Annotated in this window: 23 protein-coding genes and 6 tRNA genes; 21 read left to right on the top strand and 8 right to left on the bottom strand. The window is 58.1% G+C overall.

Annotation, left to right across the window (positions count from 1 at the left end; translation table 11 throughout):
* Window positions 1-275 precede the first annotated feature (275 nt).
* From ACTQV3_RS04460 to folB, 15 genes are all read left to right on the top strand, one after another.
* Window positions 276-365, top strand: a tRNA-Leu gene (locus ACTQV3_RS04460).
* A gap of 59 nt (window positions 366-424) precedes the next feature.
* Complete coding sequence (locus tag ACTQV3_RS04455) at window positions 425-2,770, top strand: SpoIIE family protein phosphatase (protein WP_441068469.1); 2,346 nt, start codon at window positions 425-427, stop codon at window positions 2,768-2,770.
* Between the two features lie 81 nt (window positions 2,771-2,851).
* On the top strand, window positions 2,852-3,598 hold the full coding sequence (locus tag ACTQV3_RS04450) for an anti-sigma factor antagonist (protein ID WP_441068471.1): 747 nt from the start codon (window positions 2,852-2,854) through the stop codon (window positions 3,596-3,598).
* A 105-nt stretch (window positions 3,599-3,703) separates the two neighbouring features.
* Window positions 3,704-3,779: transfer RNA gene (locus ACTQV3_RS04445), tRNA-Gly, on the top strand.
* A gap of 35 nt (window positions 3,780-3,814) precedes the next feature.
* A tRNA-Cys gene (locus tag ACTQV3_RS04440) sits at window positions 3,815-3,888 on the top strand.
* 42 nt (window positions 3,889-3,930) lie between these two features.
* Window positions 3,931-4,006, top strand: a tRNA-Gly gene (locus ACTQV3_RS04435).
* A gap of 94 nt (window positions 4,007-4,100) precedes the next feature.
* A complete protein-coding gene (locus ACTQV3_RS04430) occupies window positions 4,101-4,643 on the top strand; it encodes an alpha-amylase family glycosyl hydrolase (protein WP_441068473.1) in 543 nt (180 codons plus the stop codon).
* An 80-nt stretch (window positions 4,644-4,723) separates the two neighbouring features.
* Window positions 4,724-4,799, top strand: a tRNA-Gly gene (locus ACTQV3_RS04425).
* 3 nt (window positions 4,800-4,802) lie between these two features.
* Window positions 4,803-4,877 (top strand) — tRNA-Val (locus ACTQV3_RS04420).
* 216 nt (window positions 4,878-5,093) lie between these two features.
* Entirely contained in the window at window positions 5,094-5,276 is a 183-nt protein-coding gene (locus tag ACTQV3_RS04415) for a hypothetical protein (RefSeq protein WP_154517425.1), read from the top strand.
* 567 nt (window positions 5,277-5,843) lie between these two features.
* Window positions 5,844-8,066, top strand: coding sequence for an anaerobic ribonucleoside-triphosphate reductase (gene nrdD / locus ACTQV3_RS04410; protein ID WP_427718616.1), 2,223 nt, complete (start codon window positions 5,844-5,846; stop codon window positions 8,064-8,066).
* Window positions 8,067-8,492: 426 nt separating this feature from the next.
* Window positions 8,493-9,074: an anaerobic ribonucleoside-triphosphate reductase activating protein gene (gene nrdG / locus ACTQV3_RS04405; protein WP_154517419.1), complete on the top strand. Its 582-nt coding sequence runs from the start codon at window positions 8,493-8,495 to the stop codon at window positions 9,072-9,074.
* A gap of 67 nt (window positions 9,075-9,141) precedes the next feature.
* On the top strand, window positions 9,142-9,699 hold the full coding sequence (gene folE, locus ACTQV3_RS04400; protein WP_441068475.1) for a GTP cyclohydrolase I FolE: 558 nt from the start codon (window positions 9,142-9,144) through the stop codon (window positions 9,697-9,699).
* A gap of 2 nt (window positions 9,700-9,701) precedes the next feature.
* Complete coding sequence (locus tag ACTQV3_RS04395; protein WP_195838586.1) at window positions 9,702-10,283, top strand: HD domain-containing protein; 582 nt, start codon at window positions 9,702-9,704, stop codon at window positions 10,281-10,283.
* A 43-nt stretch (window positions 10,284-10,326) separates the two neighbouring features.
* Entirely contained in the window at window positions 10,327-10,812 is a 486-nt protein-coding gene (gene folB, locus ACTQV3_RS04390; RefSeq protein WP_441068477.1) for a dihydroneopterin aldolase, read from the top strand.
* Window positions 10,813-10,818: 6 nt separating this feature from the next.
* Here folB and ACTQV3_RS04385 read toward each other — a convergent pair whose 3' ends face one another.
* Both ACTQV3_RS04385 and ACTQV3_RS04380 read right to left on the bottom strand, forming a co-directional pair.
* The gene (locus ACTQV3_RS04385; RefSeq protein ID WP_441549785.1) at window positions 10,819-11,595 is read right to left on the bottom strand and encodes a M48 family metallopeptidase; all 777 of its coding nucleotides are present in this window, start codon (window positions 11,593-11,595) and stop codon (window positions 10,819-10,821) included.
* A 74-nt stretch (window positions 11,596-11,669) separates the two neighbouring features.
* Complete coding sequence (locus ACTQV3_RS04380) at window positions 11,670-12,683, bottom strand: dipeptidase (protein ID WP_441068481.1); 1,014 nt, start codon at window positions 12,681-12,683, stop codon at window positions 11,670-11,672.
* Between the two features lie 120 nt (window positions 12,684-12,803).
* On the opposite strand from ACTQV3_RS04380, the gene ACTQV3_RS04375 reads away from it, so the two are divergent.
* From ACTQV3_RS04375 to ACTQV3_RS04365, 3 genes are all read left to right on the top strand, one after another.
* Window positions 12,804-13,232, top strand: coding sequence for an FKBP-type peptidyl-prolyl cis-trans isomerase (locus tag ACTQV3_RS04375; RefSeq protein WP_117640821.1), 429 nt, complete (start codon window positions 12,804-12,806; stop codon window positions 13,230-13,232).
* 3 nt (window positions 13,233-13,235) lie between these two features.
* Window positions 13,236-13,814 (top strand): urease accessory protein UreE, encoded by a 579-nt coding sequence (locus ACTQV3_RS04370; protein ID WP_427794841.1) that lies wholly within the window; start codon window positions 13,236-13,238, stop codon window positions 13,812-13,814.
* Window positions 13,815-13,897: 83 nt separating this feature from the next.
* Window positions 13,898-14,695, top strand: a complete 798-nt coding sequence (locus ACTQV3_RS04365) for an HAD-IIB family hydrolase (protein ID WP_427718600.1) — start codon at window positions 13,898-13,900, stop codon at window positions 14,693-14,695.
* A 75-nt stretch (window positions 14,696-14,770) separates the two neighbouring features.
* Here ACTQV3_RS04365 and ACTQV3_RS04360 read toward each other — a convergent pair whose 3' ends face one another.
* The 5 genes from ACTQV3_RS04360 to ACTQV3_RS04340 form a co-directional block, all read right to left on the bottom strand.
* Window positions 14,771-15,151 carry a Fur family transcriptional regulator gene (locus ACTQV3_RS04360; protein WP_154517406.1) on the bottom strand — a complete coding sequence of 127 codons (381 nt, stop codon included), beginning with the start codon at window positions 15,149-15,151 and terminating at the stop codon, window positions 14,771-14,773.
* Between the two features lie 61 nt (window positions 15,152-15,212).
* Complete coding sequence (locus tag ACTQV3_RS04355; protein ID WP_441068483.1) at window positions 15,213-15,623, bottom strand: acylphosphatase; 411 nt, start codon at window positions 15,621-15,623, stop codon at window positions 15,213-15,215.
* Window positions 15,624-15,625: 2 nt separating this feature from the next.
* Entirely contained in the window at window positions 15,626-16,732 is a 1,107-nt protein-coding gene (locus ACTQV3_RS04350; protein WP_441068485.1) for a Gfo/Idh/MocA family protein, read from the bottom strand.
* A 74-nt stretch (window positions 16,733-16,806) separates the two neighbouring features.
* Window positions 16,807-17,292 (bottom strand): ribonuclease HI, encoded by a 486-nt coding sequence (rnhA, locus tag ACTQV3_RS04345; protein WP_441068487.1) that lies wholly within the window; start codon window positions 17,290-17,292, stop codon window positions 16,807-16,809.
* Between the two features lie 140 nt (window positions 17,293-17,432).
* Window positions 17,433-18,380: a LysR family transcriptional regulator gene (locus ACTQV3_RS04340; RefSeq protein WP_427747969.1), complete on the bottom strand. Its 948-nt coding sequence runs from the start codon at window positions 18,378-18,380 to the stop codon at window positions 17,433-17,435.
* A 274-nt stretch (window positions 18,381-18,654) separates the two neighbouring features.
* On the opposite strand from ACTQV3_RS04340, the gene ACTQV3_RS04335 reads away from it, so the two are divergent.
* From ACTQV3_RS04335 to ACTQV3_RS04325, 3 genes are all read left to right on the top strand, one after another.
* Entirely contained in the window at window positions 18,655-19,965 is a 1,311-nt protein-coding gene (locus ACTQV3_RS04335; protein WP_441056953.1) for an O-acetylhomoserine aminocarboxypropyltransferase/cysteine synthase family protein, read from the top strand.
* Between the two features lie 311 nt (window positions 19,966-20,276).
* Window positions 20,277-21,053 (top strand): hypothetical protein, encoded by a 777-nt coding sequence (locus ACTQV3_RS04330; protein WP_427747967.1) that lies wholly within the window; start codon window positions 20,277-20,279, stop codon window positions 21,051-21,053.
* Window positions 21,054-21,238: 185 nt separating this feature from the next.
* Window positions 21,239-21,457, top strand: a complete 219-nt coding sequence (locus tag ACTQV3_RS04325) for a hypothetical protein (RefSeq protein ID WP_441068489.1) — start codon at window positions 21,239-21,241, stop codon at window positions 21,455-21,457.
* A 91-nt stretch (window positions 21,458-21,548) separates the two neighbouring features.
* Here ACTQV3_RS04325 and ACTQV3_RS04320 read toward each other — a convergent pair whose 3' ends face one another.
* Window positions 21,549-22,463: a ketopantoate reductase family protein gene (locus ACTQV3_RS04320; RefSeq protein WP_441068491.1), complete on the bottom strand. Its 915-nt coding sequence runs from the start codon at window positions 22,461-22,463 to the stop codon at window positions 21,549-21,551.
* Window positions 22,464-22,475 lie beyond the last annotated feature (12 nt).

Here is a 22,475-nt window from a genome sequence, read left to right as displayed (position 1 = left end):
CCCCTAGGGCAGGAATGAGGTTGCCTTCCAACGCATTCCGCAGGGGGCGGCATTATTTTGTAGCGCGAAGCGCAGATCAAAATAATGCCGCATGCCCGAGGACGCGTTGGAAGGCAACCTCATTCCTGCCCGAACAGGTCAGTCTACCTGCGCATTTTCAAATTCGTAAACTTTTTTGAAAAAAGTGCTTGCACAGCTCTCGAATCATAGGTTATTATCTTCCTCGTTGAAAGCGCGGGTCCAACAAAACGAACTGCGAATCAACAACATAGCATGTCGGAGTGGCGGAATTGGCAGACGCGCTAGCTTGAGGTGCTAGTGACCGCTTTTTGGTCATGCGGGTTCAAGTCCCGCCTCCGACACCATCGCATTTGAGAAGCCTCTTCGGAGGCTTTTTTGTTACCGATAGACGGTGAGGTTCACGATGGAAACGCTTGAGCGCAATGAGTGGGTTGACGTTGCCCAATTGGTCGATATTACGAGCGATGCTGTCATTATCTGCGAGCTCGACGGAACCATTTTGCATGTAAACAATCGCTTGCTCGACTTGATCTGCGAGGAACGTTCCGATGTGATCAACGGGGACGTTAAAGATCTCTTGTACTCGTCAGCATTTGAACGCGCGACAGAACATCGTCTTCCTTTTGAGACCAATGGTACCGAGAGCGAGTTGATGCTTAAGCTCAGTGACGGCTCCTTTATTCCCGTCCTAGTTTGTGCCGGCTCGGTTACGCCGCCTCGTATCTTTGGCCGCCGTGCGCCGCGTGTCCTCGTGGCGCTCCATAGTATCGAAGAGCAGTATTCGCATGACCGTCAGCTCAAGCGTGCGCTTTCGGAGCTCAGAGTGGCGAATAAGCGCCTCTCGGGCACGTTGTCGGTCATTATGAGCACGATGGGCTCCGATGAGCTGCCTAGTTTGTTGGATACCGTTTTGAACCAGCTTGTAGGAACCCTCGATGCCTCGGGTGCTGCCATCTATTTTTCTGAGAGCGGCGGTTTTAAGCTTCGCGGTGTTTCCAAGGAGCTGTATGACAGCTACCTGCCCGAGTTTATGCCGTATGGTGCGGGTATCCCGACGTATGTGCTCCGTGAGTCTCGTGCCTGCCGCCTGTCGATTCAGCAGGACCTCGAGGGCGATAGGGTTGCCTCGGGTATGTTTATGGACCTGGACAATCGTTCTAAGCACCTGCTACGCGTGCAAGATATGCCTCCATACCGCAGCGAGATATGTCTTCCCGTGTTTTATGGCACTCAGGTGCTCGGTGTGTTGGAGGTCGGTTGGAAACGTCCGCAGGCGCCGCTTGCCTATGATGTCAACGTGCTCGAGGTCATTTGCGATTATCTCTCCATCCAACTAGTCGGCATGGCATCGAGTCTACGTTCACGTCGCACGGCAGAGCTTGGCCGTTCTCTCAACGTGCTGCGCGATGAGTTGTTTGCCTATCTCGATGATCCTATTGCCGCCTCGCGTGCGGTATCGACCGAAATCTGCGCTGTGCTCAGTTGTCATTTCTGCCCCGTGGAGTATGATGCGGGCCTCGAAACCTATGTCATCGATTTTGAAGGCGGCAGTCGTGTGGCATTGCCGGGCGATCCGGAGTCACTCTTCTTTTCTGTCACGACGCCGGCGGCGCGCCTGGGGGCAATTTCCGATGGATTTGAGACATCGGTGCTGGGTGGGACGAGCGCCGACGACCTCAAGCACGTGCGCCTTACGCGCGTGGACGAATCCACGACTATGGGCGCATGGTTGAGAGCCCACGACCTGCCGTGTCAGGGACTTTATGTCGATTCCGGTATCGAGGCGGGGCGCTGCCGCTCGGAGGCGGATGGTACGCGAAGCAACGATGCAATCGTGCCCGCTGATATCGCCAAGGGACCGACGAGGCGCGTTTTGCTGCTCCGTGATGGCAGCCAGGAGCCAATCGACGACCTTGAATACGACTACATGGTGCATTTGGCACACGACTTTGAGCTGATCTATGAGGGCGAGTCTCAAAAGCGTGAAGAGCGTCATATCGCTCAGACGCTTCAGATTGGCATGAGAAATTCGCTAGGCGACGTTCCGGGCATCGCAACCGATTCGGTATACCTGTCGGCAACGAATTCGGCGTTGGTTGGTGGTGACTTCTATACGCTTGTCCGTCTTCCCGACGATTGCGCCGTTATGATATTGGGCGATGTCTCCGGCAAAGGAATTGAGGCGGCGTCGATGTCGGCACTCGTCAAGACGGCGTTGACGGCTTATGCCTGGGAGGGTGCGGGACCCGCTCGCATGGCCCGCTCGCTCAATAGCATGCTCATGGGCTTTTCGAGGGTCGAGACGTTTGTGACGGCGTTTATCGCCAAGATTGATCTTAAAGCGGGCCGCGCTACCTATTGCTCTGCGGGACATCCTCCCACTATGGTCATTAGGCCGTCGTCGACGCCGCATGGCGGAGGAGAGACCTGCGGGGGAGAAGTGGAGCTCCTTGGGTGCCAATCGGGCGTGATCGGTGCCTTTGAGAGCATGGTGTACGAGACGGGCGTGTTTACGTTCGATCCTGGTGACATGCTGTTTATGTATACCGACGGAACGATCGAAGCACGCGACCGCTCGGGTGCTTTCTTTGGCGAGCAACGCCTGCGCGACCTTCTGCTCTCTGTTTCGGGTGAGGGCGTATCGGGCATCTGCGGTAAGGTCTTGGGCGAGCTTGACCGCTTTACCGACTCGGCGCTGGACGATGACATTGCATTGGTGTCCCTTGAGTTTTTACGGGGTCGATCGTAGGTCGCGACGTTGGGCATACAGAATCCTAACGGTTGCAGAAAAGTGTGCATCGAGCGAGCTCTTTTGGGGAACCATGGTCGCATGAATGAGTGGAATGACATAGCGGTTTTGACGCCACCGGGCGATATCGATATCGCCTCGGTGCCCGAGCTGCGCCGACGGTTGGATAATTTAATCGACCGGGGCGTGCGCCGTGTTGTCATCAATTGCCAGACCGTGGCTTTTATCGACTCGACGGGTTTGGCGTTTTTGCTTACGCGTGCCAGAGAGCTTATGAGACGAGAAGGGCTGCTTTCGCTTGTTAACGCCTCCGATGAGGTCGTTCGCTTTTTGGAGATTGCCCGACTTGTCGACATCCTTCATGTTGCGGGTCCGGTGCGGGAGTCGATTCCCGCCATTCCGGTGGGGGAGTTGCCGCGATGGAGCAAGAGCGTCAAGGTGCAGCGAGGCATCGAGAATCTCCCGTATTATCGGCACCGTGTGGCCGAGCTTCTCGAATCGCTTCCCCTGAGGCGTGATGAGCGCTATGACGTCGCATTAGCGTTGGGGGAGGCATTGGGTAACGCATATGACCATGCGGGCGGTGTTGGCTGCATCCTGACGATTCAGGCCTATGGGGACCGTGTTGTGCTTGAGGTGCTTGATCGAGGTTCTGGCTATTCTATCGATGGGGCGAGCGAACCGATGGCATCCGAGGAACGCGGACGCGGTATCAAGCTTATGCGCATGCTCGTCGATAATGTGGAGGTTGCCCGTCGCACGGATGGTGCCGGCACACGCGTTCGGATGGTGAAGCTGTTTAGCTCGGCATTGGAATCGTGCGCTTAGCGCCTTGGGTTGACATGATTTTCCTGCGTGAACTTGCTTTGGGCAACTTTTTTGAAAAAAGTACTTGCGTCTTTTGGATAACTCGCGTAAATTAATAACCCGCAAGCGGACATGGCTCAGTTGGTAGAGCACAACCTTGCCAAGGTTGGGGTCGCGGGTTCGAGCCCCGTTGTCCGCTCCATTGCATTTCCGGACCGTTCTTAACGGTCCTTATTCGGCGAAGTGGCCAAGTGGTAAGGCAGAGGCCTGCAAAGCCTTTACCCCCGGTTCGAATCCGGGCTTCGCCTCCAGGCAACATCCGGGCGCTCCGGCGCCCGTTTTGTTTTACATATGCGGACATGGCTCAGTTGGTAGAGCACAACCTTGCCAAGGTTGGGGTCGCGGGTTCGAGCCCCGTTGTCCGCTCCAAGCACAACAGCCCGACTACCACGGTAGCCGGGCTTTTTCGTACCCATTGCAGAGGCTCGAACCCGAGAGGGAGCGAGCGTCTTGGGGCGTGGCCGTGGCGTTGTTTGCCGAGAATATCAGCTTTGGGCGTATCATCGCGGGCATTACCCAGCAGATGGACTATCTTGAGCGGCTGGGCATCGAGGCCATCTGGCTGAGTCCGTTTTACCCATCGCCTCTTGTCGATGGTGGCTATGATGTGGCGGACTACTGCGATGTCGACCCACGTCTCGGCTCGCTTGACGACTTCGATGACATGGTCGCTGCGGCTCACGCGCGCGGCATCAAGGTCATCGTCGACATCGTGCCCAATCATTCATCCAACCAGCACCCCTGGTTCAAAGCCGCTCTTGCCGCCGGCCCCGGATCGCCCGAGCGCGCCCGTTATATCTTCCGCGATGGTCGCGGCGAACATGGCGAGCTGCCTCCCACCAATCGGAATGCCAACTTTGGCGGCCCCGCCTGGACGCGTGTTGCGGACGGTCAGTGGTATCTGCATATGTTTACGCCCGAGCAGCCGGACTTTGACTGGTCATGCCCCGAGGTTCATGCGTTCTTTTGCGACGTCCTGACGTTGAGGTGGCTGATGTCTTCGTGAGGTTCGCGAGGGCGTCGCAAAACTTTTCAAAAAAAGTTCTTGCATAGGATGCGGGCATCACGTAAGATTAATCCCCGTAAGCGGACATGGCTCAGTTGGTAGAGCACAACCTTGCCAAGGTTGGGGTCGCGGGTTCGAGCCCCGTTGTCCGCTCCATTTGGGCGTTTAGCTCAGGGGGAGAGCGCTTCCCTGACACGGAAGAGGTCACAAGTTCAAATCTTGTAACGCCCACCAAATGTTCGCAGTCCAGAGGCTTTGCTTCTGGACTGTTTTGTTATAAACACACATAATATGCCGTCAAATTATCGACCTCGGTCGCTTTTTCACGTTGCATTTGCTGCCCAGCATAATTTGTCGTTATTGGCCTCTTGGTCTCGTGGGAGATGATTATTTTGATCATAACCGTGCACGTCGCCCGCGTTTCCATGGTTGACCCCCGCGCAATCTTTTATGGTGATCGGTTTTGGCGAGATTGCCTTCCAGGGAGGATTCGGAACGATTGAAGGCCGTACGTTCTTCGCGCGCTGGGCGGGCCTTGTCACAAAGGGGTGGGCTTTTGTGGTTATCGCCGGCGTGCTGCTCGATCCCTTTACAGCGGCTCTCGGCCGCATGATAGCTCGCGAAGAGAACTAATAGCCCCTCGCCTATCGAATGCCGGCGGACGGGGTGCCGGGGCTGTAGTCTTCCGAGCGTTTGCAGCCCCGTCGCTCCGTCCGCCGGCATTCGACCGCAACATGTTGGTCAAGCATAATCTTTTGGATTCTTTTCGCGTGAGCGGCTTGGTTTTGGTAGGATTTGTCGGCGGCTTGACTAGGGGGTTTTATAACTGCCTTGCAGGTAGCCGCGTTGGTAACGTTTTACCGACTTGCCGAGAAACCCTCATAATTAATGTGTCTGTAAAATGACCAATTGCTTTGACCTGCTGAAACACTATATGTTGTGTTTGACCTAAAAAAAGAATACAGGATATAGAGGCGTCTTTGTCGTATGATAGATGGCGGACAGAGAACGAAGACCTTGTTCGTCCCATTTGGACACGCCTTTGAGCCGCTTGATCGGCCGCGAGGATTGTCCGCATGAGGACCTATGGTTTATCGAGAACACAGATTGCGCGACGGCGCCGCAAGACAGGGACAAGCCCTGCCAGGCATCGTTTGGCTCTGAAGCGCAATGGGATTACGACGCGAAAGAGGCAAGAGGATGAAGATCATCAAGCGCAGCGGCACCGAGGTTGCCTTTGACATCGATAAGATCGTCAATGCGATTCGCGCCGCCAACTTGGAGGTCGAGGAGGGCTCTCGTCTTACCGACCGCCAGGTGATCTACGCGGCGCAAAACGTCGCCGAGGCATGTGAGAAGGCCGGCCATACCGTATCGGTCGAGGAGATCCAGGATCTGGTCGAGGACGAGATCATGCGTCTCGACTGCTACGAGGTCGCTCGCCGCTACATCATCTATCGTTATGTTCAGAGCCTGAAGCGCCAAAAGAACACGACCGACGACAAGATCCTGTCGCTGATCGAGTGCAATAACGAAGAGGTTAAGCAGGAGAACTCCAATAAGAATCCGACCGTCAATTCCGTTCAGCGCGACTATATGGCCGGCGAGATTTCCAAGGACCTGACCCAACGCGTGCTGCTGCCCCAGGAGATCGTGGATGCCCATAATGAGGGCCTGATCCATTTCCACGATTCGGATTACTTTGCCCAGCACATGCACAACTGCGATCTGGTGAACCTGGAGGACATGCTCCAGAACGGCACCGTTATCTCGGGCACGCTGATCGAGAAGCCGCACAGCTTCTCGACCGCCTGCAACATCGCGACGCAGATTATCGCCCAGGTTGCTTCCTCCCAGTACGGCGGTCAGTCTATTTCGCTGACTCATCTCGCCCCGTTCGTTGAGGTGAGCCGTCAAAAGATTCGCGGCGAGGTCGCTCGCGAGCTTGAGGAGCTCGGTGTTTCGGCATCTGCCGAGAAGGTTCGCGAGGTCGTTGAGGAACGCCTGCGCGATGAGATTCGTCGCGGCGTCCAGACGATTCAGTATCAGGTCGTGACCCTTATGACCACGAATGGCCAGGCGCCGTTCGTGACGGTCTTTATGTATCTCAATGAGGCCCGTACGCCCCAGGAGAAGCACGACCTTGCCATGATTGTGGAGGAGACGCTTCGTCAACGCTATGAGGGCGTTAAGAACGAAGCCGGCGTGTGGATCACCCCGGCGTTCCCCAAGCTCATCTACGTGCTCGAGGACGATAACATCCGCGAGGATTCGCCGTACTTCTATCTGACCAAGCTCGCCGCCAAGTGCACCGCCAAGCGCATGGTGCCCGACTACATCTCCGAGAAGAAGATGCGCGAGCTCAAGCTGTCTAAGGGCGAGACCGCCGGCAACGGCGACTGCTATACCTGCATGGGTTGCCGCAGTTTCCTGACGCCCGACCGTTCGGGCAACGGCTTTAACAATGTCGCCAACGCTCTGAACTATGACCCGACCAAGCCTAAGTACTATGGTCGCTTTAACCAGGGTGTTGTGACCATCAACTTGCCCGATGTTGCGCTGAGCTCGCATCAGGACATGGACAAGTTCTGGAAGATCTTCGATGAGCGCCTTGAGCTGTGCCACCGTGCCCTGCTGTGCCGTCATGAGCGCCTGATGGGCACGCTTTCGGATGCTGCGCCGATTCTTTGGCAGTACGGTGCCTTGGCGCGCCTTAAGAAGGGCGAGACGATCGACAAGCTGCTCGTGGGCGGTTATTCCACCATTAGCCTGGGTTACGCCGGTCTGTATGAGTGCGTCAAGTACATGACGGGCCACAGCCACACCGAGAAGGAGGGCACGCCGTTTGCCATGGCCGTCATGCAGCACATGAACGACAAGTGCGCCGAGTGGAAGGCCGAAAGCGATATCGACTTCTCGCTGTACGGCACCCCGCTTGAGTCGACGACCTACAAGTTCGCCAAATGCCTGCAGCGCCGTTTCGGCATTATCCCGGGCGTGACGGACAAGGGCTACATTACTAACAGCTATCACGTCCACGTGTCCGAGGAGATCGATGCCTTCGACAAGCTTAAGTTTGAGGGCATGTTCCAGCAGCTTTCGCCGGGCGGTGCTATCTCCTACGTTGAGGTTCCCAACATGCAGGACAACCTCAAGGCGGTCATTCGCGTAATGCAGTACATCTACGACAACATCATGTACGCCGAGCTCAACACCAAGAGCGATTACTGCCAGGTGTGCGGCTATGACGGCGAGATTCGCATTGTCGAGGACGATGGCAAACTGGTGTGGGAGTGCCCCAATTGCGGCAATCGTGACCAGGAGAAGATGAATGTCGCCCGTCGCACGTGCGGCTACATCGGTACCCAGTTCTGGAACCAGGGTCGAACCGAGGAGATCCGCGACCGCGTGCTGCATCTCTAATAACCACCCCAGGCTGCCCCGTAGCGAGGCCCCGGACCTTTACTCGCTATTTCGGACAGTCCTGGCTCACGACGGAGGCGCCACTGGCGCCTCCTGTTCGTGCGGAACTCATGTCGAGCAAAGGTCCGGGGCCTCGCTACGGGGCAGCCAAGTTGATGTAGCTGAGATGCAGTATGCGGTCTGCTCACTCCTCGAAGTTCTTAGCGGTAATAATTCGAGCTGCAGCTGCGATTTACTTGCGATGGCGGTTGAGCCACAACCCAGTTTTTATTGGGCCTCGAACCCCATACTCGATGTTCGCTTCGTTCACCGAGTGTCGCTCGCGAGGGGTCTGGAGCATATCGTCCCGCCCGCAGTTTCGCAGGCCGAAGGCCGAGAATGTTTGAGGACGGGATGATATGCTCCAGACCCCCAGGAAGGTTACCTATGAACTACGCGAACATTAAGTATTTCGACATTGCTGATGGAGAAGGCGTTCGTACTTCTCTGTTTGTGAGTGGGTGCCGTCGTGGGTGCAAGAATTGTTTTAACTCCGTCGCGTGGGACTTTGCCGCGGGTGAACCGTTCGATCGTGCCGTCGAGGACAAAATCATCGATAGTCTTGATCATCCCTTTATTGATGGCCTGACGATTCTGGGCGGGGAGCCTATGGAACCCGAGAACCAGGCGGGGCTCGTTGATTTTATCGAACGCGTGCGTGCGACCTATCCTGTGGAGTCTGGGAAGACCATTTGGTGCTTTACCGGTGACGTGCTCGAGGAACTAATGCCGGGCGGCCGTCACCATACCGACGTGACGGACCGTATCCTTGCTTGTCTCGACATGCTGGTAGACGGTCCGTTCGTTCAAGATCTGTACGATATCTCGTTGCGCTTTAGGGGTTCGAGCAATCAGCGCGTGATCGACATGAACGCCACGCGCGCTCGTGCTGCGCGCGAGGGCGTTGCGCTTTGCGACGCTGTGGAGCTTTGGCGGGACGATCCGGTCTATTCGACCCATACTATGTAGCTGGAAGAGGTTGCGTGCCAGCGTGGTACCATAGCGCGAACGCGAAATCGAAAAAAGTGAGGCCCAGATGGTCGATCAGGAAAAAGTCGAGACTGCTATTAAGCTGCTGCTTGAAGGTATAGGCGAGGACCCAACTCGTGAGGGCCTACTGGAGACCCCGGCACGCGTCGCCCGTATGTATGGCGAGATTGCCGGCGGTATGGGCCGGGGTGCCGAGGAGCACCTGTCCAAAACCTTTGCCGTCGCTTCGAACGATTTGGTTATCGAGCGCGATATTACGTTTTACTCGCTGTGCGAGCACCATCTGCTGCCGTTTTATGGCAAGGCTGCGATCGGCTATATCCCTAACGGTCGCGTGGCGGGTCTGTCTAAGCTTGCTCGCACGGTTGAGGTCTATGCCCGTCGTCTGCAGCTGCAGGAGCAGCTGTGCGCGCAGGTTGCCGATGCCCTCATGGAATATCTTGCTCCCCAAGGGGCGATCGTGCTGATGGAAGCCGAGCATATGTGCATGACCATGCGCGGCGTGCAAAAGCCCGGTACCAAGACCGTAACACTTGCTCGTCGCGGTGTCTTTGAGACCGATCCCGCGCTCGAGGAGCGATTCTTTAGGATGCTGGGCCGCTAACCATGAGAGTCGTCAACGACTTTACATCGAAGACCGATGAGGGGACGCCGCGTCGCGGCTTTATGGCTTCGGGCCTGACTCCCTTTGGCGCCATGCCTCGCATTGATTACATTTGTGCCAACGGGCTGTTCCGGCGGCACCTGGGCAACATTGCACAGTTGGAATCGGGGCGCATCTTTTGCCGCCACGGTATTGACCATCTGCTGGATGTCGCGCGCATTATGTGGATTAAGAATCTTGAGGAACAGCTCGAATTTGACCGCGAGGTCATCTACGCCACGGCACTTCTTCACGATATCGGCAAAGATGAACAGTATGAATCGGGTATATCCCATGATGTTGCAAGCGAGCGCGTCGCTGATGCGATTCTTGGCGGCATGCCCGATGACGTGGCATTTGATCCGGCCGATGCCGCGGCCATTAAGACGGCCATTTTAGGCCATAGAAAGCTGCGCGTGAACAGCCAACCGCTTGAGCGTCTGCTCTATGCAGCCGACAAAGCGTCGCGCGCCTGCTTTGCATGCCCCGCGCGCAATGCCTGCAACTGGAGCGATGATAAAAAGAACCTGTCGATTCGCGTGTAGTTGGTTTGCGCGGTCGGGGTTCTAAACGAAGGAGACGATCGCGATGGGTAACAAGAAACTGCCCGAGAATGCAACCAAGACTGAAGGCGCCGAGCTCGCCCGCCGTGGAAGGGGCGAAATATCCACCGCAACGGCGGTGCCCCACGTGAGCTATGACGATCTGTGCCATGCCGATCGCATCACCGTTGAAGGTCTTGAGGTCTTTGCCAACCACGGCGTGTATCCCGAGGAGAACGCCCTGGGTCAGAAGTTCATCGTGTCCTTGGTGCTCTATGCCGACCTGCGTGCAGCAGGGGAGCACGATAACCTGGATGCCTCGATTGACTACGGCTCGGTGTGCCACGATGTCGATGGCTATCTGCGCGAGCATACGTTTAAGCTCATCGAGGCCGCAGCCGAGGGCGTGGCCCAGATGCTGCTACGTCGTTACCCTCTGCTGCTCGGCGTGCGTGTTAAGCTCGATAAGCCTTGGGCGCCCGTCGGTCTTCCCCTGGCAAGCTGCGGTGTCGAGATCGAGCGCGTGCGCTAACCGGTTCTAATACGTCTCTATGGGTGGCTGCTTGAGCCGCTGCGACAGAGCTCTATTGTTGGGGCAGTACGTGTCGAGCAGGGCGTGAAACCGCTGATTGTGGCTTGGCTCGAGCAAGTGGACGAGCTCGTGGGCGACAACCATGTCAAGGCACTCGACGGGGTAGGCGGCAAGCTCGCGTGCGATGCGAATGGCGCCGGTTTTGGGCGTACACGAGCCCCAGCGCGTCTTCATGCTGCGCACGGAAACGCGGGAAGCGGCGATACCCATTGCGATTTCGTATGTGCGCACCATATCGCGCAGCGCCGTGGTGACCTCGGATGTATAGAGCTGGTCGATGCGGGCTTGGAGCTCATCGGGCGTTAGGCTGTCGAGGATTGCGTGCCGCTTGGCCTGTGGGTGTTCGTCTGGCTGGTCGGTACCCATAAAACTTGCGAAGGTGGCCTGTTTGGGTCGCGGTGCGGGTGATGCAAAGTTGTGATCGAGCGTATCTTGTACCGTGATGGGCTTGCCCCAAAGCGCAATGATGGACGAGGGGCTGAGCGGCTCTCGATCCGTCGCCTGACGTTGCTCGCGCTGGGCAAGTCGGCTGATAATCCAGGCGCTGTTGCGCTTCACAAATGCTTCGATACGCTCGCGGCTGGCACCGAGCGGCGCACTGGCGTGGACCTCACCGCTCGATGTGACGCGTAGGTTGAAGTTCTTGACACGCTTTTTGGTAACGACGACGGGGATGGGCATCCCATCCGGCCGGGATACGGAAATCGTAAACTGCTGCGTCAAAAGCGGTCCTTCAGATTGGGGACGGGCCGGCATGTCGACCGTTCGGCATGCCGGCCCGCTCAAGGGATGTGAAATTAATAACGCTCAAAGAAGGCAAGCGCGTTGTCGCTGCAGAGCTTTTGCATCACGGTCTTGCCAAAATGCTTGGAGAGCATGTTCTGGAACTCGGGCATCTTGCTGGCATCGGAGAGGAAAGCGGGCACCGTGGCGCCGTCCCAGTCGCCGCCGAGCGCGATGACGTCCTCGCCGCCCAGGTCGAGCCAGTGCTCGATATGTGCCGCCAGCTGATCGAAGGTGACGTCTGCGGCGGTCCTGTCGGTTGCGTCGTTGGAAAGGAACTCGCTGCAGTAGTTGAGGCCGACGATGCCACCCATGTCGCGAATGGTGCGGAACTGGTCGTCGGTAAGGTTGCGTTTGGCGCCGCAAACCGCACGGGAGTTGGAGTGGCTGGCGACGAAGGGACGCGTGGCGCGGGCGGCGACCTCGTCAAAGCACTCATCGTTGAGATGGGAGACGTCAAGCACCATGCCGGCGTGCTCCATCTGCGTAAGTGCCTCGATGCCGGCGGCGGTGAGGCCGGCGTGGGTATCGTGTCCGCTCGCGAGCGGCCCCTGTGCGTTCCAGCTGAGTGACGACATGAGTACGCCCAAGCTCTTGAGCACCTCGATCAGTGCGGGGTCCTCGGCAAAGAACGTGGCGTTTTCGATGGTGTGGATGCAGGCGACCTTGCCGTCCTTGAGCGCAGGGCGAATGTCAGCGGCGCTGCGTACGTTGACCATGCGGTCGTGGTTGAGCATGGCCTGGCCGCTCATATGCGCCATGATCTGCGCCTGGAAGCGCGCGGCGTGGGCGGTGGGAATCTCGTCGGGGACAAACGTGGCGAAGCACTGTGCCCACGGCGTGTTGCCGATCTTTGCGAGCGAGATGGCGCAGGCGTTGCCCTCGATGAGGTCGAAATCTTGCGGATGCGTCTCGTCGCCGGGGAAATAACCGTCGGTTCCGGCGGTAAAGCGCAGGTCGAGATCGAGCGTGGCCCAGCCGATGCGGTCGGCGGTGTCGCAGTGCAAGTCAAATACGGGATATGCCATGGTTCCTCCGGTTGCAGCGTTTCTTTGCAAACTGTCTTCGAATTGTATGACTAGGGTATAGTTAGCGCCATACGTTCATGGCGGCCCGCGTTGTGTGCCGCCCTTATTACGGAGGTTTCCATGTCCAACCAGGGCAAGAAGGTCAAGACTCATTATCGCGGCACGCTCGACGATGGCACGCAGTTCGATAGCTCCTACGATCGCGGCGAGCCGCTGGAGTTCACCTGCGGTGCCGGTCAGATGATCAAGGGCTTCGATGCCGCTGTTGTCGACATGCAGGTGGGCGAGAAGAAGACCGTGCACATTCCTGCTGCCGATGCCTACGGCGAGCACAATCCCGAGATGGTTATCACCTTCCCGGCCGAGCAGGTTCCCAACATCGAGCAGATCGAGAAGGGCATGAAGCTCTTCCTGTCCACGCCGAGCGGCATGCCTGTCCCTGCCGTTGTCATCGATGTGACGCCCGAGGCCGTGACGCTCGATGCTAACCACGAGCTGGCCGGCAAGGATCTCAACTTTGATATCGAGCTCGTCGAGGTCGAGGATTAGAGTATGCCTGAACGCTTGGTTTCGACGACATGCTTGGGAAATCTCAACGATCCGTCCTATGAACTCCTGCTTCGTCGGGAGCTGGGTGGCATCTTTGAAGTTGACGAGCTGCTGCTCGATTGGGACCAGGCTGATGTATGCGCGTTTGCGGGCGTGACGGAGCTGGGGCGCACGGTCGATGTTCGGCTAGATGCTGCCGACGGCAGTCGTCTTGCCGACGGCGACGTGCTCGCCATCGACCGTTCGGGCATGGTGCCCGTGGCGGTTGTCGTACGCCTGCGCAGCGCCGAGGTCTATTTGGTCGAAGTCGACCGCATGGATCCGATTGCGCTCGCGCATGCGTGCTGGGAGATCGGCAACATGCATGCGCCGCTTTTCCGAGGCGATTCGGACGAGCATACCGTGCGCATGTATACGCCGGTGCAGCCTGTTTTGGGCCGCATGCTCCGGGGCGTCGAGGGCGTTATGCTCTCGGTGGTTACCCGTGAACTCGATACGGACCGGCGCTTTGCGTCGAGTGCGGCGTATGCCGTTGTGAGCATGGCTCCCGACTTTACGATCGTAAAAAAGGCGCGCGGTTAACGTGCGTATGAGCAAGACGGACTTTGAGAGGCAGCTATTCAAAGTCCGTCTTGCTGTTGATGAGGTGCTGTGGGGGAAAGCATATGGGTCTTGAGGGAATCAAGCTGATTGCATGCGATTTGGACGGCACGTTGCTGCATCCGGGGGAGTGCGAGCCGCGTTCCGAGGCCTTTGAGCTTATCGATGAGCTGCATCGTCGTGGCATCGTGTTTATGCCGGCGAGCGGCCGTCAATATGCGAGCTTGCGCTATCTGTTTGCCCCGGTGGCCGATGAGCTCGCCTATGTATGCGAAAACGGAGCCCTCGTGATGAGCGAGGGGCGTGCCGTTGTCAAGCGTTCCATGGAGCGTAACCTTGCTATGGATATCGCGAATGCCGTGGTTGCGTATCCCCATGCCGACGTGACCCTTTCCTGCGAGGGGCACCTCTACACCATAAGCGGCAACGATGCATTCGTCGACCATTTGCGCTACGAGGTCCATTGCGATGTGGCGGTGGTCGACCGCCCCGAGGACATCGACGAGGACGTCATTAAGATCGCGTTTCAAACGCCCGAGACAGAGCAGCCGGCGGCGCTGGAGTATTTCGTCCGTCGCTTTGGCGACCGGGTCGATGTGATGACGTCGGGAACCGAATGGACCGACTTTATCGGCTTTGATTCGGGCAAGGGGTCCGCGCTTGCCGATTATGGTCGTGCGCTGGGGATCTCACCTAACGAAATGATGGCGTTTGGCGATAATGAAAACGACCGCGACATGCTCAACGTGGTGGGCCATCCCTATCTGATGGAGAGCTGCAATCCCAGCATGCGCGGTATCAACGACCGCGTCCGTTACGTGCGCACGGTCGAAGAAGAGCTGCGTCGCCTACTTGCTGAGTAGACATTTGGGACATGCCTGGAAATCTTCCTTTTGCCGCAATCGGTGAAAAGTTGATTTTAAGGCATGCCCCAAAATCTACCTACAGTTGGGGCAGAGGCCCTCGAAGATGGTGTAGTGCGAGCTGACGCTCCATCCGATTTGTTCGGATGCCCTGGCGTCGAGCTGGGTATTGAAGGGGAGCGGCACATCGATGACGCGGCCACACGAGGTGCAGATGATATGCGCATGCGGTTCGATGGCACGATCGAAGCGGCTGCCGCCCGGCGTTTTAATCGAGAGAATCTCCCCGGCATCGGCCAAGAGATTGAGGTTGCGGTAGACCGTACCGCGGCTGATTTTGTCATCCTGCGCGCGCACAGCGTTGTAGATCTCTTCGGCGGTGGGATGGTTGTAGCTTTGGCGCACGGCATCAAGAACTAGCTTTCGCTGCCTAGTATTCCTTCTTTGCACCGCCATGCGCCTCGCCTCTTTTCTATTAACGGACGTAGGTAAATGATACCGTATTTAGCACACAATACTAATAATGAGGAGTGAAACCGTCTTCATTGGCAAGTGGGGCTCGGACCTGGGCGTCTACGAGGCGAAAACGCGTTCCCATGCGCTCGTAGGAGGCATGAAGCGCCTCGAGATGAGATAGGATGTTTGCTGGAGCTCCCTGTATCTCCATCTCGACTGAGCCGTCTTCCATGTTACGCACCCAGCCGGTGAGTGCGCGTGCCTGCGCGAGGTTGGTGTTGGTAAAGCGAAAACCAACGCCTTGGACCTGTCCCTCCCAGCGCAGGAAATAGCGCAGGAGAGTGTCTTGAGTGGCCTCGTCGCTTGCGAGCACAGTAAGCCTGCGGCGCAGCTCGAGCTCGACGCCAGAGGGCTTTTGGGGCTCGCGGCTGCCGCCGGCGACGCCCGAGAAAAGCTTGTCGAAAATACCCATCGCTAGGCCTGCTTGACAGAATCGGCGGGGAAGGTAATGCCGGTCTGTTGGCGCACGGCATCCATGATGCGCAGCGAGACAAGCGTGACATCGCGATAGTGGCCAAGCTCGTGACGTCCCGCCGGGGTCTCCCAAATCTCTTCCTTGACGCTATCGATGCCGCCGATGGCGGTGATAAAGTCTGCGAGTTCGTATTCCATGGTGTTGCTCGATTTGGGCAGGTCGAGCACGCGGCCGTTGTCGCTCTGTTCGCGCGGCGCCTCGGTCGCCGAGCCGCGTACGACATCGCCGCGATAGTCGATGCGGACGTTGCGGGGCGTGGACAGATGGTCAATCTGGATAGTGCCACGCTCGCCTTCGATCTGCGAGGGCAGTAGGTCATTCGTAATTTTGGAGTGCGCGAGCTCGACGGAGATACGGCCACCGCCGTAGCTGGCGAGGATGGAACCGCAGCCATCGATGGGGCCATGGGTGAGCTCTTGCGTGGTGGGGTCGAGCAGAGTAGCCATGCTCGTAAGGCCGGAGGGCATGCCGAAGATCTCGACCATGGGCTCGACGGTGTAGACGCCAATATCCATGAGGGAGCCCGAGGCCATGTGGCAGTCGAAGATGTTGGTGGCGCGTCCCGCGAGAACCTCGTTGTAGCGTGAAGAATACTTGCCAAAGCGCAGTGAGGCGCGACGAATGGGCGCAATCTCGCCCAGGGCGTCCTCGATGGCGTGGAAAGCGGGGTCATGGAGCGGGCGCATGGCCTCGAGGGCTACGACGCCCGCCGCCTCGGCGGCGCGGAAGACTTCCAGCGCCTGCGCCTCGGTGGCGCAGAAGGGCTTCTCGACGATGACGTGCTTGCCGCTGGCGATGCAGGCAAGGGCCTGCTCGTAGTGAAGTGCGTTTGGGCTGCCGATATAGACGGCGTCGACGTCGGCGGCTGCTGCAAGCTCATCAAGTGAAGTAAAGTTTCGTTCGCCGCCGTGCTCGGCAGTAAAGGCGGCGCCGCGCTCGGCGTTGCGCGAGAGCGTGCCTACGAATACAGCCTGGTCGTTGGCATTGACGACCTGGATAAAGTCGTCGGTGATCATGGATGTGCCGATGGTCGCGATGCGCAGCATACGTCCCCCTTGCGTTGTTTTGGTCTACAGGATGAGTGTAGCGCGTGGGGATATAAAGCTGCGCGAAAACGCTATTACAGGTCGCTCTCGTTAAAGCCGGTGTCGATATCGAGGTTGACTCCATCGGCCGCAGTGGTGGCGAGCTCGTCGCAGCGCTCGTTGAGCTCGTGGCCGGCATGCCCCTTAACCCAGATGAACTCCACCTTATGCTTGCTCTTTGCGGCAAGCAGACGCTCCCACAGGTCGCGGTTCTTAACGGGCTGCTTGTTGGCAGTTTTCCACCCGCGCTTTTTCCAACCGTCGATCCAGCGCTTGTTAAAGGCGTTGACGACGTACTGCGAGTCGGAGTGGACCTCGACCTCGCAGGGACGGTTGAGTGCCTCGAGCGCCACGATGACCGCCATGAGCTCCATGCGGTTGTTGGTGGTCTTGGCGTAGCCACGCGAAAGCTCGGAGGTGAAGGTCTTGCCGGCGGGGTTGGTGTATTTGAGCACGGCGCCGTAGCCACCGCGTCCCGGATTGGATCGAGCCGAGCCGTCGGTATAGATGATGACCTTCACAGACTTCCTTTCGTCGAGTTCCTCTCTTGCGGCTGTCTATTGTATCGCCGGTCCATCCTGTTTTATGCGAGGCGCGCCGCTCCACAAGGATGGTGGAGACGTTGTCGCCAAGAAAGATGGGCGACCTGAATTGTCAAGAGCTAGAGGGCTTTTAAATCTGCCATTTCTATCCCGTCCCCAAATGGTTGGTTTTCGTGGATGATGCGATCGAGTTCGTCGAGGTATTGCCGCAGCAGGGGAGAGGGCTTGCGCTCATCGTGCATGATGTAGCCCACGCGCATCGTTGGAGCGTCTGCCAACGGGATCGATGCCATGCCCCATTGCATTTCATTGGAGAGGACACCGGTCGACAAAGTGTAACCGTTCGACGTGATGAGCAGATTGGTGAGCGTGCCACGGTCGGAAACGCGGATGTTGCGGTCGCAGGGGATATAGCTAAACGGCTCCTCGGCGTAATAGAAGGAGTTTGAGGTCCCCTGCTCAAAGCTGTAGCGCGTATAGGGCGTAAGGTCGGCAAGCGATAGCTGGGGGCGGCGTGCGAGCGGATGGCGCTCGCTAACGAAGACGTGGACCGTTGCATCGAAGAGGGGATGGAAGCTTGCGCGGGCGTCGGCGAAGGCCTTCTGCAGGACGCGGGCGTTAAAGTCATCCAGATACAGAATGCCGATATCGCTGCGAAATGCGCGGACGTCGTCGATGATCTGTGACGTGGTGGTCTCGCGCATGATGAACTCAAACTTACTGTCGCGGCAGCGCTCGACGACGTTGACAAAGGCTTCGACCGAAAAAGCGTAGTGCTGGGCCGAGACGGCAAGGCGTGCCTGGGGTGTGCCGCCGTCCTCGTAGCGGGCCTCGAGCATATCGGCCTGCTCTACGACCTGGCGCGCATAGCCTAAAAGCTCGGTGCCGTCGTTGGTGAGTGTGACGCCGCGGCTGGAGCGCGTAAAGATTTCCAGACGGAGCTCCTGCTCTAGGCTTTTGACGGCGTTGGAGATATTGGATTGCGCGGTATAGAGGCGCTGAGCTGCGGCGTTAATTGAGCCGGATTCTGCCACGGCGATAAGAAAACGAAGCTGCTGGAGGGTCATCGGCACCCGTCCTTTCGATAGCTATCTAAAAAACCGATAACAGGTTAGCGCTTTTAAGTGATTGACCGCGCGAAACAATGCTCGTACTATTCAAAACACACAAAGGCGGTAGGTAATTAAGCCGACCACGAGAACGGGATGTCAAAAGGAGGACCGCATATGAACTGCTTACTAAGACGAATGCCGGGCTCCTGCTTGCGCCCGTCGGCGTGATCAGGAGACGGCGACTTACTTCTCTTACTCTTATTACTTTTGTTCGATCAAGGAGATCATCATGAGCCAGTTTATCAACAACCCCGAGCACACCTTTGGTTTCGACACCCTGCAGCTGCACGTTGGCCAGGAGAGCGCCGACCCCGCATCCGATTCCCGCGCCGTGCCTATCTACCAGACCACGAGCTATGTGTTCCGCAACTCCCAGCACGCCGCTGACCGCTTTGGCCTTGCCGACGCCGGTAATATCTACGGTCGTCTGACCAACTCCACCCAGGGCGTCTTTGAGGACCGCATTGCCGCGCTCGAGGGCGGCGTTGCCGGCCTCGCCGTCGCCTCTGGCGCCGCCGCCATCACCTATACCCTGCAGGCCCTCGCTCAGGCCGGCGACCATGTGGTGGCCCAAAAGACCATCTACGGTGGTTCCTACAACCTGCTGGAGCACACGCTCTCCCAGTTTGGTGTCGAGACCACCTTCGTCGATGCCCACAACCTGGACGAGGTCGAGGGCGCCATCAGGGACAACACCACGGTCATTTACCTCGAGACGCTCGGTAACCCCAACTCCGATATCCCCAACATCGACGCTATCTCCGAGGTCGCTAAGAAGCATGGTCTTCCGGTTGTTGTCGATAACACCTTCGGCACCCCGTATCTGTTCCGTCCGCTGGAGCACGGCGCCAACATCGTCGTTCACTCTGCAACTAAGTTTATTGGCGGCCACGGCACCTCGTTGGGCGGCGTGATTATCGATGGCGGCAACTTTGACTGGAAGGCGAGCGGCAAGTATGCGCAGATCGCCGAGCCCAATCCCTCCTACCATGGCGTCTCGTTTACCGAGGCCGCCGGCCCCGCTGCCTTCGCGACCTATGTCCGTGCTATCTTGCTGCGTGACGAGGGCGCCTGCATTAGCCCGTTTAACGCCTGGGTCCTGCTCCAGGGCACCGAGACCCTGTCGCTGCGCGTTGACCGCCATGTCGAGAACACCAAGAAGGTCGTTGAGTTCCTGATCGGTGACGGCCATGTTGCCAAGGTGAACCACCCGAGCCTGCCCGAGCACCCCGACCATGAGCTGTACCAGAAGTATTTCCCCCGTGGCGGCGCCTCGATCTTCACCTTTGAGATCAAGGGCGGCCAGGAGGCTGCTTGGAAGTTCATCGACCACCTGCAGGTGTTCTCGCTGCTCGCCAACGTAGCCGACGTCAAGTCGCTCGTCGTGCACCCGGCTACCACCACGCACTCCCAGCTCTCTTCCGAGGAGCTTGCCGAGCAGAACATTACGCCCTCTACAATCCGTCTTTCCATTGGTACCGAGAACGCCGAGGACATCATTTGGGATCTGAAGCAGGCCTTTGCCGCGCTGGACGAGTAGGGCGACTTGTGCAAGGGCCCCTTGCGACTCGATAGGTATAACTGCATAAAATGCCTGCTTAAGGCGCCTGCGCGAACAATGGTTGCGCAGGCGCTTTTTTGCATAGGAAGGGCGCTATTACAGGGTTTTTGGCATGCTTTATGCATGCGAGTTGTGGAAAACTCCTGTTGAGAGGATGTGAGTTTTACGCAAATGACGTGCACCTTTTGAGAAAAACCGCAGGTCGCGATTTACTCGGGGTACTATGCAGCGCGATCGAATCACACGCAGCTTAAACGCAGCAAAAACTCACTACGGAGGTTTCCAGCTACATGAGGATCGATTCACGAAAACCGAAGGCCGCCGCCCTTTCTGCCACGCTTGCCGTGGCGCTTTTAGTGGGTGCCGGCGTAACCGATGCCCACGCGGCAACACTGTCCGACGCGGTCGGATCAACGCCGTCCGAGGCGACCCTGATGCAGCCCGTCGACTATCGTGGCGACGGCTTTGGCTCCATGCAGGAGTGGAACGCCTCGATGGGGGCCAAGCGCGATTCCCTAGAGGTCCGCGCGCAGATCATCATGAACATGTACGGTGACTATGCCACCGATGACGAGCGCGCTGTACTGCAGGGTTGTATCGACGGTGCGGGCAGTCTTTTGACGATGGAGGAGGTCGACGCGAAGTCGGCCGAGCTCGACGAGCTTCGCTCCACGCTCGAGGATGCTAAGCGCGAGGCGCTCGAGGCTGCGGCCGTCGAGGCAGAAGCTGCCGAGGCCGTTCAGGCTTCGTATTACAACGCCGGCTCCGGCTCGTCTTACGCGTCTGCTGCGTATTACGCGAACGGCTCGGGCCTGACGCGCTCGAGCGGCGTCAATAACTACAACGGTCGTCGCGAGACCTATTACAGCAGCAACGTGCTGTATCACCACCGCACGGGTGAGTGGACGCTGGATTCCGAGGGCTTTTGGCGTGATTCCGACGGCTACTACGTGGTGGCTGCGAGCGATAAGTCCCAGGGCTCGACCTTTACGGGCTCTAAGGGCGAGTGCAAGGTCTACGATTCGGGTTGCGCAGCCGGAACTACCGATTACTACACCGGTTGGTAATCTGTCGGCATCGATTGCACATGATGGACGGGCGTCTTTACTGAGCTTTCGGGCAATGTAAAGTCGCCCGTTTTTATATGCATTTGGGTTAACAGAGCCCTTACCGTGGCACTACGTTGGGCATATGGGCGCGGGGCACACTAAGTCATGAGAAACAAGGTCTTTCTCGTGGAGGAAGTGATCCCATGAACGCTCGAGATGTCGCTATTGCCGTCGTTGCCCTTTTGATCGGATGTCTTGGTCCGACGGCGGCGTTAGTTGCCGGCTTGCAGTCCACTACGGGTGCTGCTCCTGTGGTTGTGAGCGCCTTGATTGCAGCGGCGCTGCTGGGAAGCGCCGGCGTGGTGCTTTGCCGCGATGACGAGGACGAGGTCTCGGAGTCGCAAAACGAGCCTCAGTTTTAGCCTCGGCCTAAATGCGACAGGCCTTCGCGAGCGATGGGATCCTCGCGAAGGCCTGTCTGCTTGCATTGCGCGCGTCGCCGTGCGGGCGAGGCTACCAGCTGCTTTCTATTTCGCGAATCCTCTGGTAGAGCCAATCGTTTTGCGGCACTTGGATATCGTGTTTGGCCGCCAGGCGGCAAATGGTGCCCGCGAACTCCTCGACTTCGGTTTTACGTTGTGCGATGCGGTCCTGCGCCATCGAGGGCATGCCGGCGGGATCGATTCCCTCGATGAGGTACACCATCTGCGTCAGGTCTGCCTCGGTAAGCCCAACGCCCTCGGCGTTGGCGACCGCAAGTGTCTCGCGCATGGCGGAAACAAAGCAGCGACGCTGCTCGGAGTCCTGTTCCGTGGCGCTCCCGTACGTGCCGCCGTAGGCCATGCAGGTCTGGTTGATGCCATCGTTGAGCATGAGTTTGGCCCACATGCGGTGCGCAATGTCGCTCTCGACGGTATGGGCGATGCCGCAGCGCGTGTAGAGCTCATCGATGGCGGTGACGGTTGCGGGCTCGGTGCCTGCTGCCGCGCCAAAGCGAATCTCGCCCGCATTGGTAAAGGTGAGCGCGCCGTTAAGGAATACGGCGTCCATGCCCTGGCAGATGCCCAGGACGGTGTGCTTCCAGCCAAAGCGCTCGGCTATTTTTTGCTCGCTCGTAATGCCGTTGCACAGCGAGGCGATGAGCGTGTTGGGTCCCACGACGCGCTCCATAGTCTTGAGTGCTTGGTTGAGCCCCGTCGTCTTGACCGTGAGAATGACCAGATCGGCGGGCGTTGCCTCGCTGGCGCGGACGGACTTGAGCGCGCAGGGCTTTCCGTTGACGGTGAGCGCATCGCCCACGTGGCGCTCGAAACGCGTGTCATCCATGACGTATTCGACGGCATCGTTGCCGAGGGTCTTGGCAATCATGCTGCCGTAGAGCAGGCCGACGCCGCCCTTGCCGATAAAGGCGACCTTGTTGATCTGCATGTGAATCATCTC

This window comes from Collinsella sp. LCP19S3_A7 (assembly GCF_052121995.1).
Lineage (GTDB): Bacteria > Actinomycetota > Coriobacteriia > Coriobacteriales > Coriobacteriaceae > Collinsella.
This window is presented reverse-complemented; position numbering and strand designations above follow the sequence as displayed.

Bases quoted from the DNA above. Each gene is read 5' to 3' on its own strand.
- ACTQV3_RS04455 (WP_441068469.1), top strand. From the start codon at position 425: ATGGAAACGCTTGAGCGCAATGAGTGGGTTGACGTTGCCCAATTGGTC.
- ACTQV3_RS04450 (WP_441068471.1), top strand. From the start codon at position 2,852: ATGAATGAGTGGAATGACATAGCGGTTTTGACGCCACCGGGCGATATC.
- ACTQV3_RS04415 (WP_154517425.1), top strand. From the start codon at position 5,094: ATGGTGATCGGTTTTGGCGAGATTGCCTTCCAGGGAGGATTCGGAACG.
- nrdD (WP_427718616.1), top strand. From the start codon at position 5,844: ATGAAGATCATCAAGCGCAGCGGCACCGAGGTTGCCTTTGACATCGAT.
- nrdG (WP_154517419.1), top strand. From the start codon at position 8,493: ATGAACTACGCGAACATTAAGTATTTCGACATTGCTGATGGAGAAGGC.
- folE (WP_441068475.1), top strand. From the start codon at position 9,142: ATGGTCGATCAGGAAAAAGTCGAGACTGCTATTAAGCTGCTGCTTGAA.
- ACTQV3_RS04395 (WP_195838586.1), top strand. From the start codon at position 9,702: ATGAGAGTCGTCAACGACTTTACATCGAAGACCGATGAGGGGACGCCG.
- folB (WP_441068477.1), top strand. From the start codon at position 10,327: ATGGGTAACAAGAAACTGCCCGAGAATGCAACCAAGACTGAAGGCGCC.
- ACTQV3_RS04380 (WP_441068481.1), bottom strand. From the start codon at position 12,683: ATGGCATATCCCGTATTTGACTTGCACTGCGACACCGCCGACCGCATC.
- ACTQV3_RS04375 (WP_117640821.1), top strand. From the start codon at position 12,804: ATGTCCAACCAGGGCAAGAAGGTCAAGACTCATTATCGCGGCACGCTC.
- ACTQV3_RS04370 (WP_427794841.1), top strand. From the start codon at position 13,236: ATGCCTGAACGCTTGGTTTCGACGACATGCTTGGGAAATCTCAACGAT.
- ACTQV3_RS04365 (WP_427718600.1), top strand. From the start codon at position 13,898: ATGGGTCTTGAGGGAATCAAGCTGATTGCATGCGATTTGGACGGCACG.
- ACTQV3_RS04360 (WP_154517406.1), bottom strand. From the start codon at position 15,151: ATGGCGGTGCAAAGAAGGAATACTAGGCAGCGAAAGCTAGTTCTTGAT.
- ACTQV3_RS04355 (WP_441068483.1), bottom strand. From the start codon at position 15,623: ATGGGTATTTTCGACAAGCTTTTCTCGGGCGTCGCCGGCGGCAGCCGC.
- ACTQV3_RS04350 (WP_441068485.1), bottom strand. From the start codon at position 16,732: ATGCTGCGCATCGCGACCATCGGCACATCCATGATCACCGACGACTTT.
- ACTQV3_RS04340 (WP_427747969.1), bottom strand. From the start codon at position 18,380: ATGACCCTCCAGCAGCTTCGTTTTCTTATCGCCGTGGCAGAATCCGGC.
- ACTQV3_RS04335 (WP_441056953.1), top strand. From the start codon at position 18,655: ATGAGCCAGTTTATCAACAACCCCGAGCACACCTTTGGTTTCGACACC.
- ACTQV3_RS04330 (WP_427747967.1), top strand. From the start codon at position 20,277: ATGAGGATCGATTCACGAAAACCGAAGGCCGCCGCCCTTTCTGCCACG.
- ACTQV3_RS04325 (WP_441068489.1), top strand. From the start codon at position 21,239: ATGAACGCTCGAGATGTCGCTATTGCCGTCGTTGCCCTTTTGATCGGA.
- ACTQV3_RS04320 (WP_441068491.1), bottom strand. From the start codon at position 22,463: ATGCAGATCAACAAGGTCGCCTTTATCGGCAAGGGCGGCGTCGGCCTG.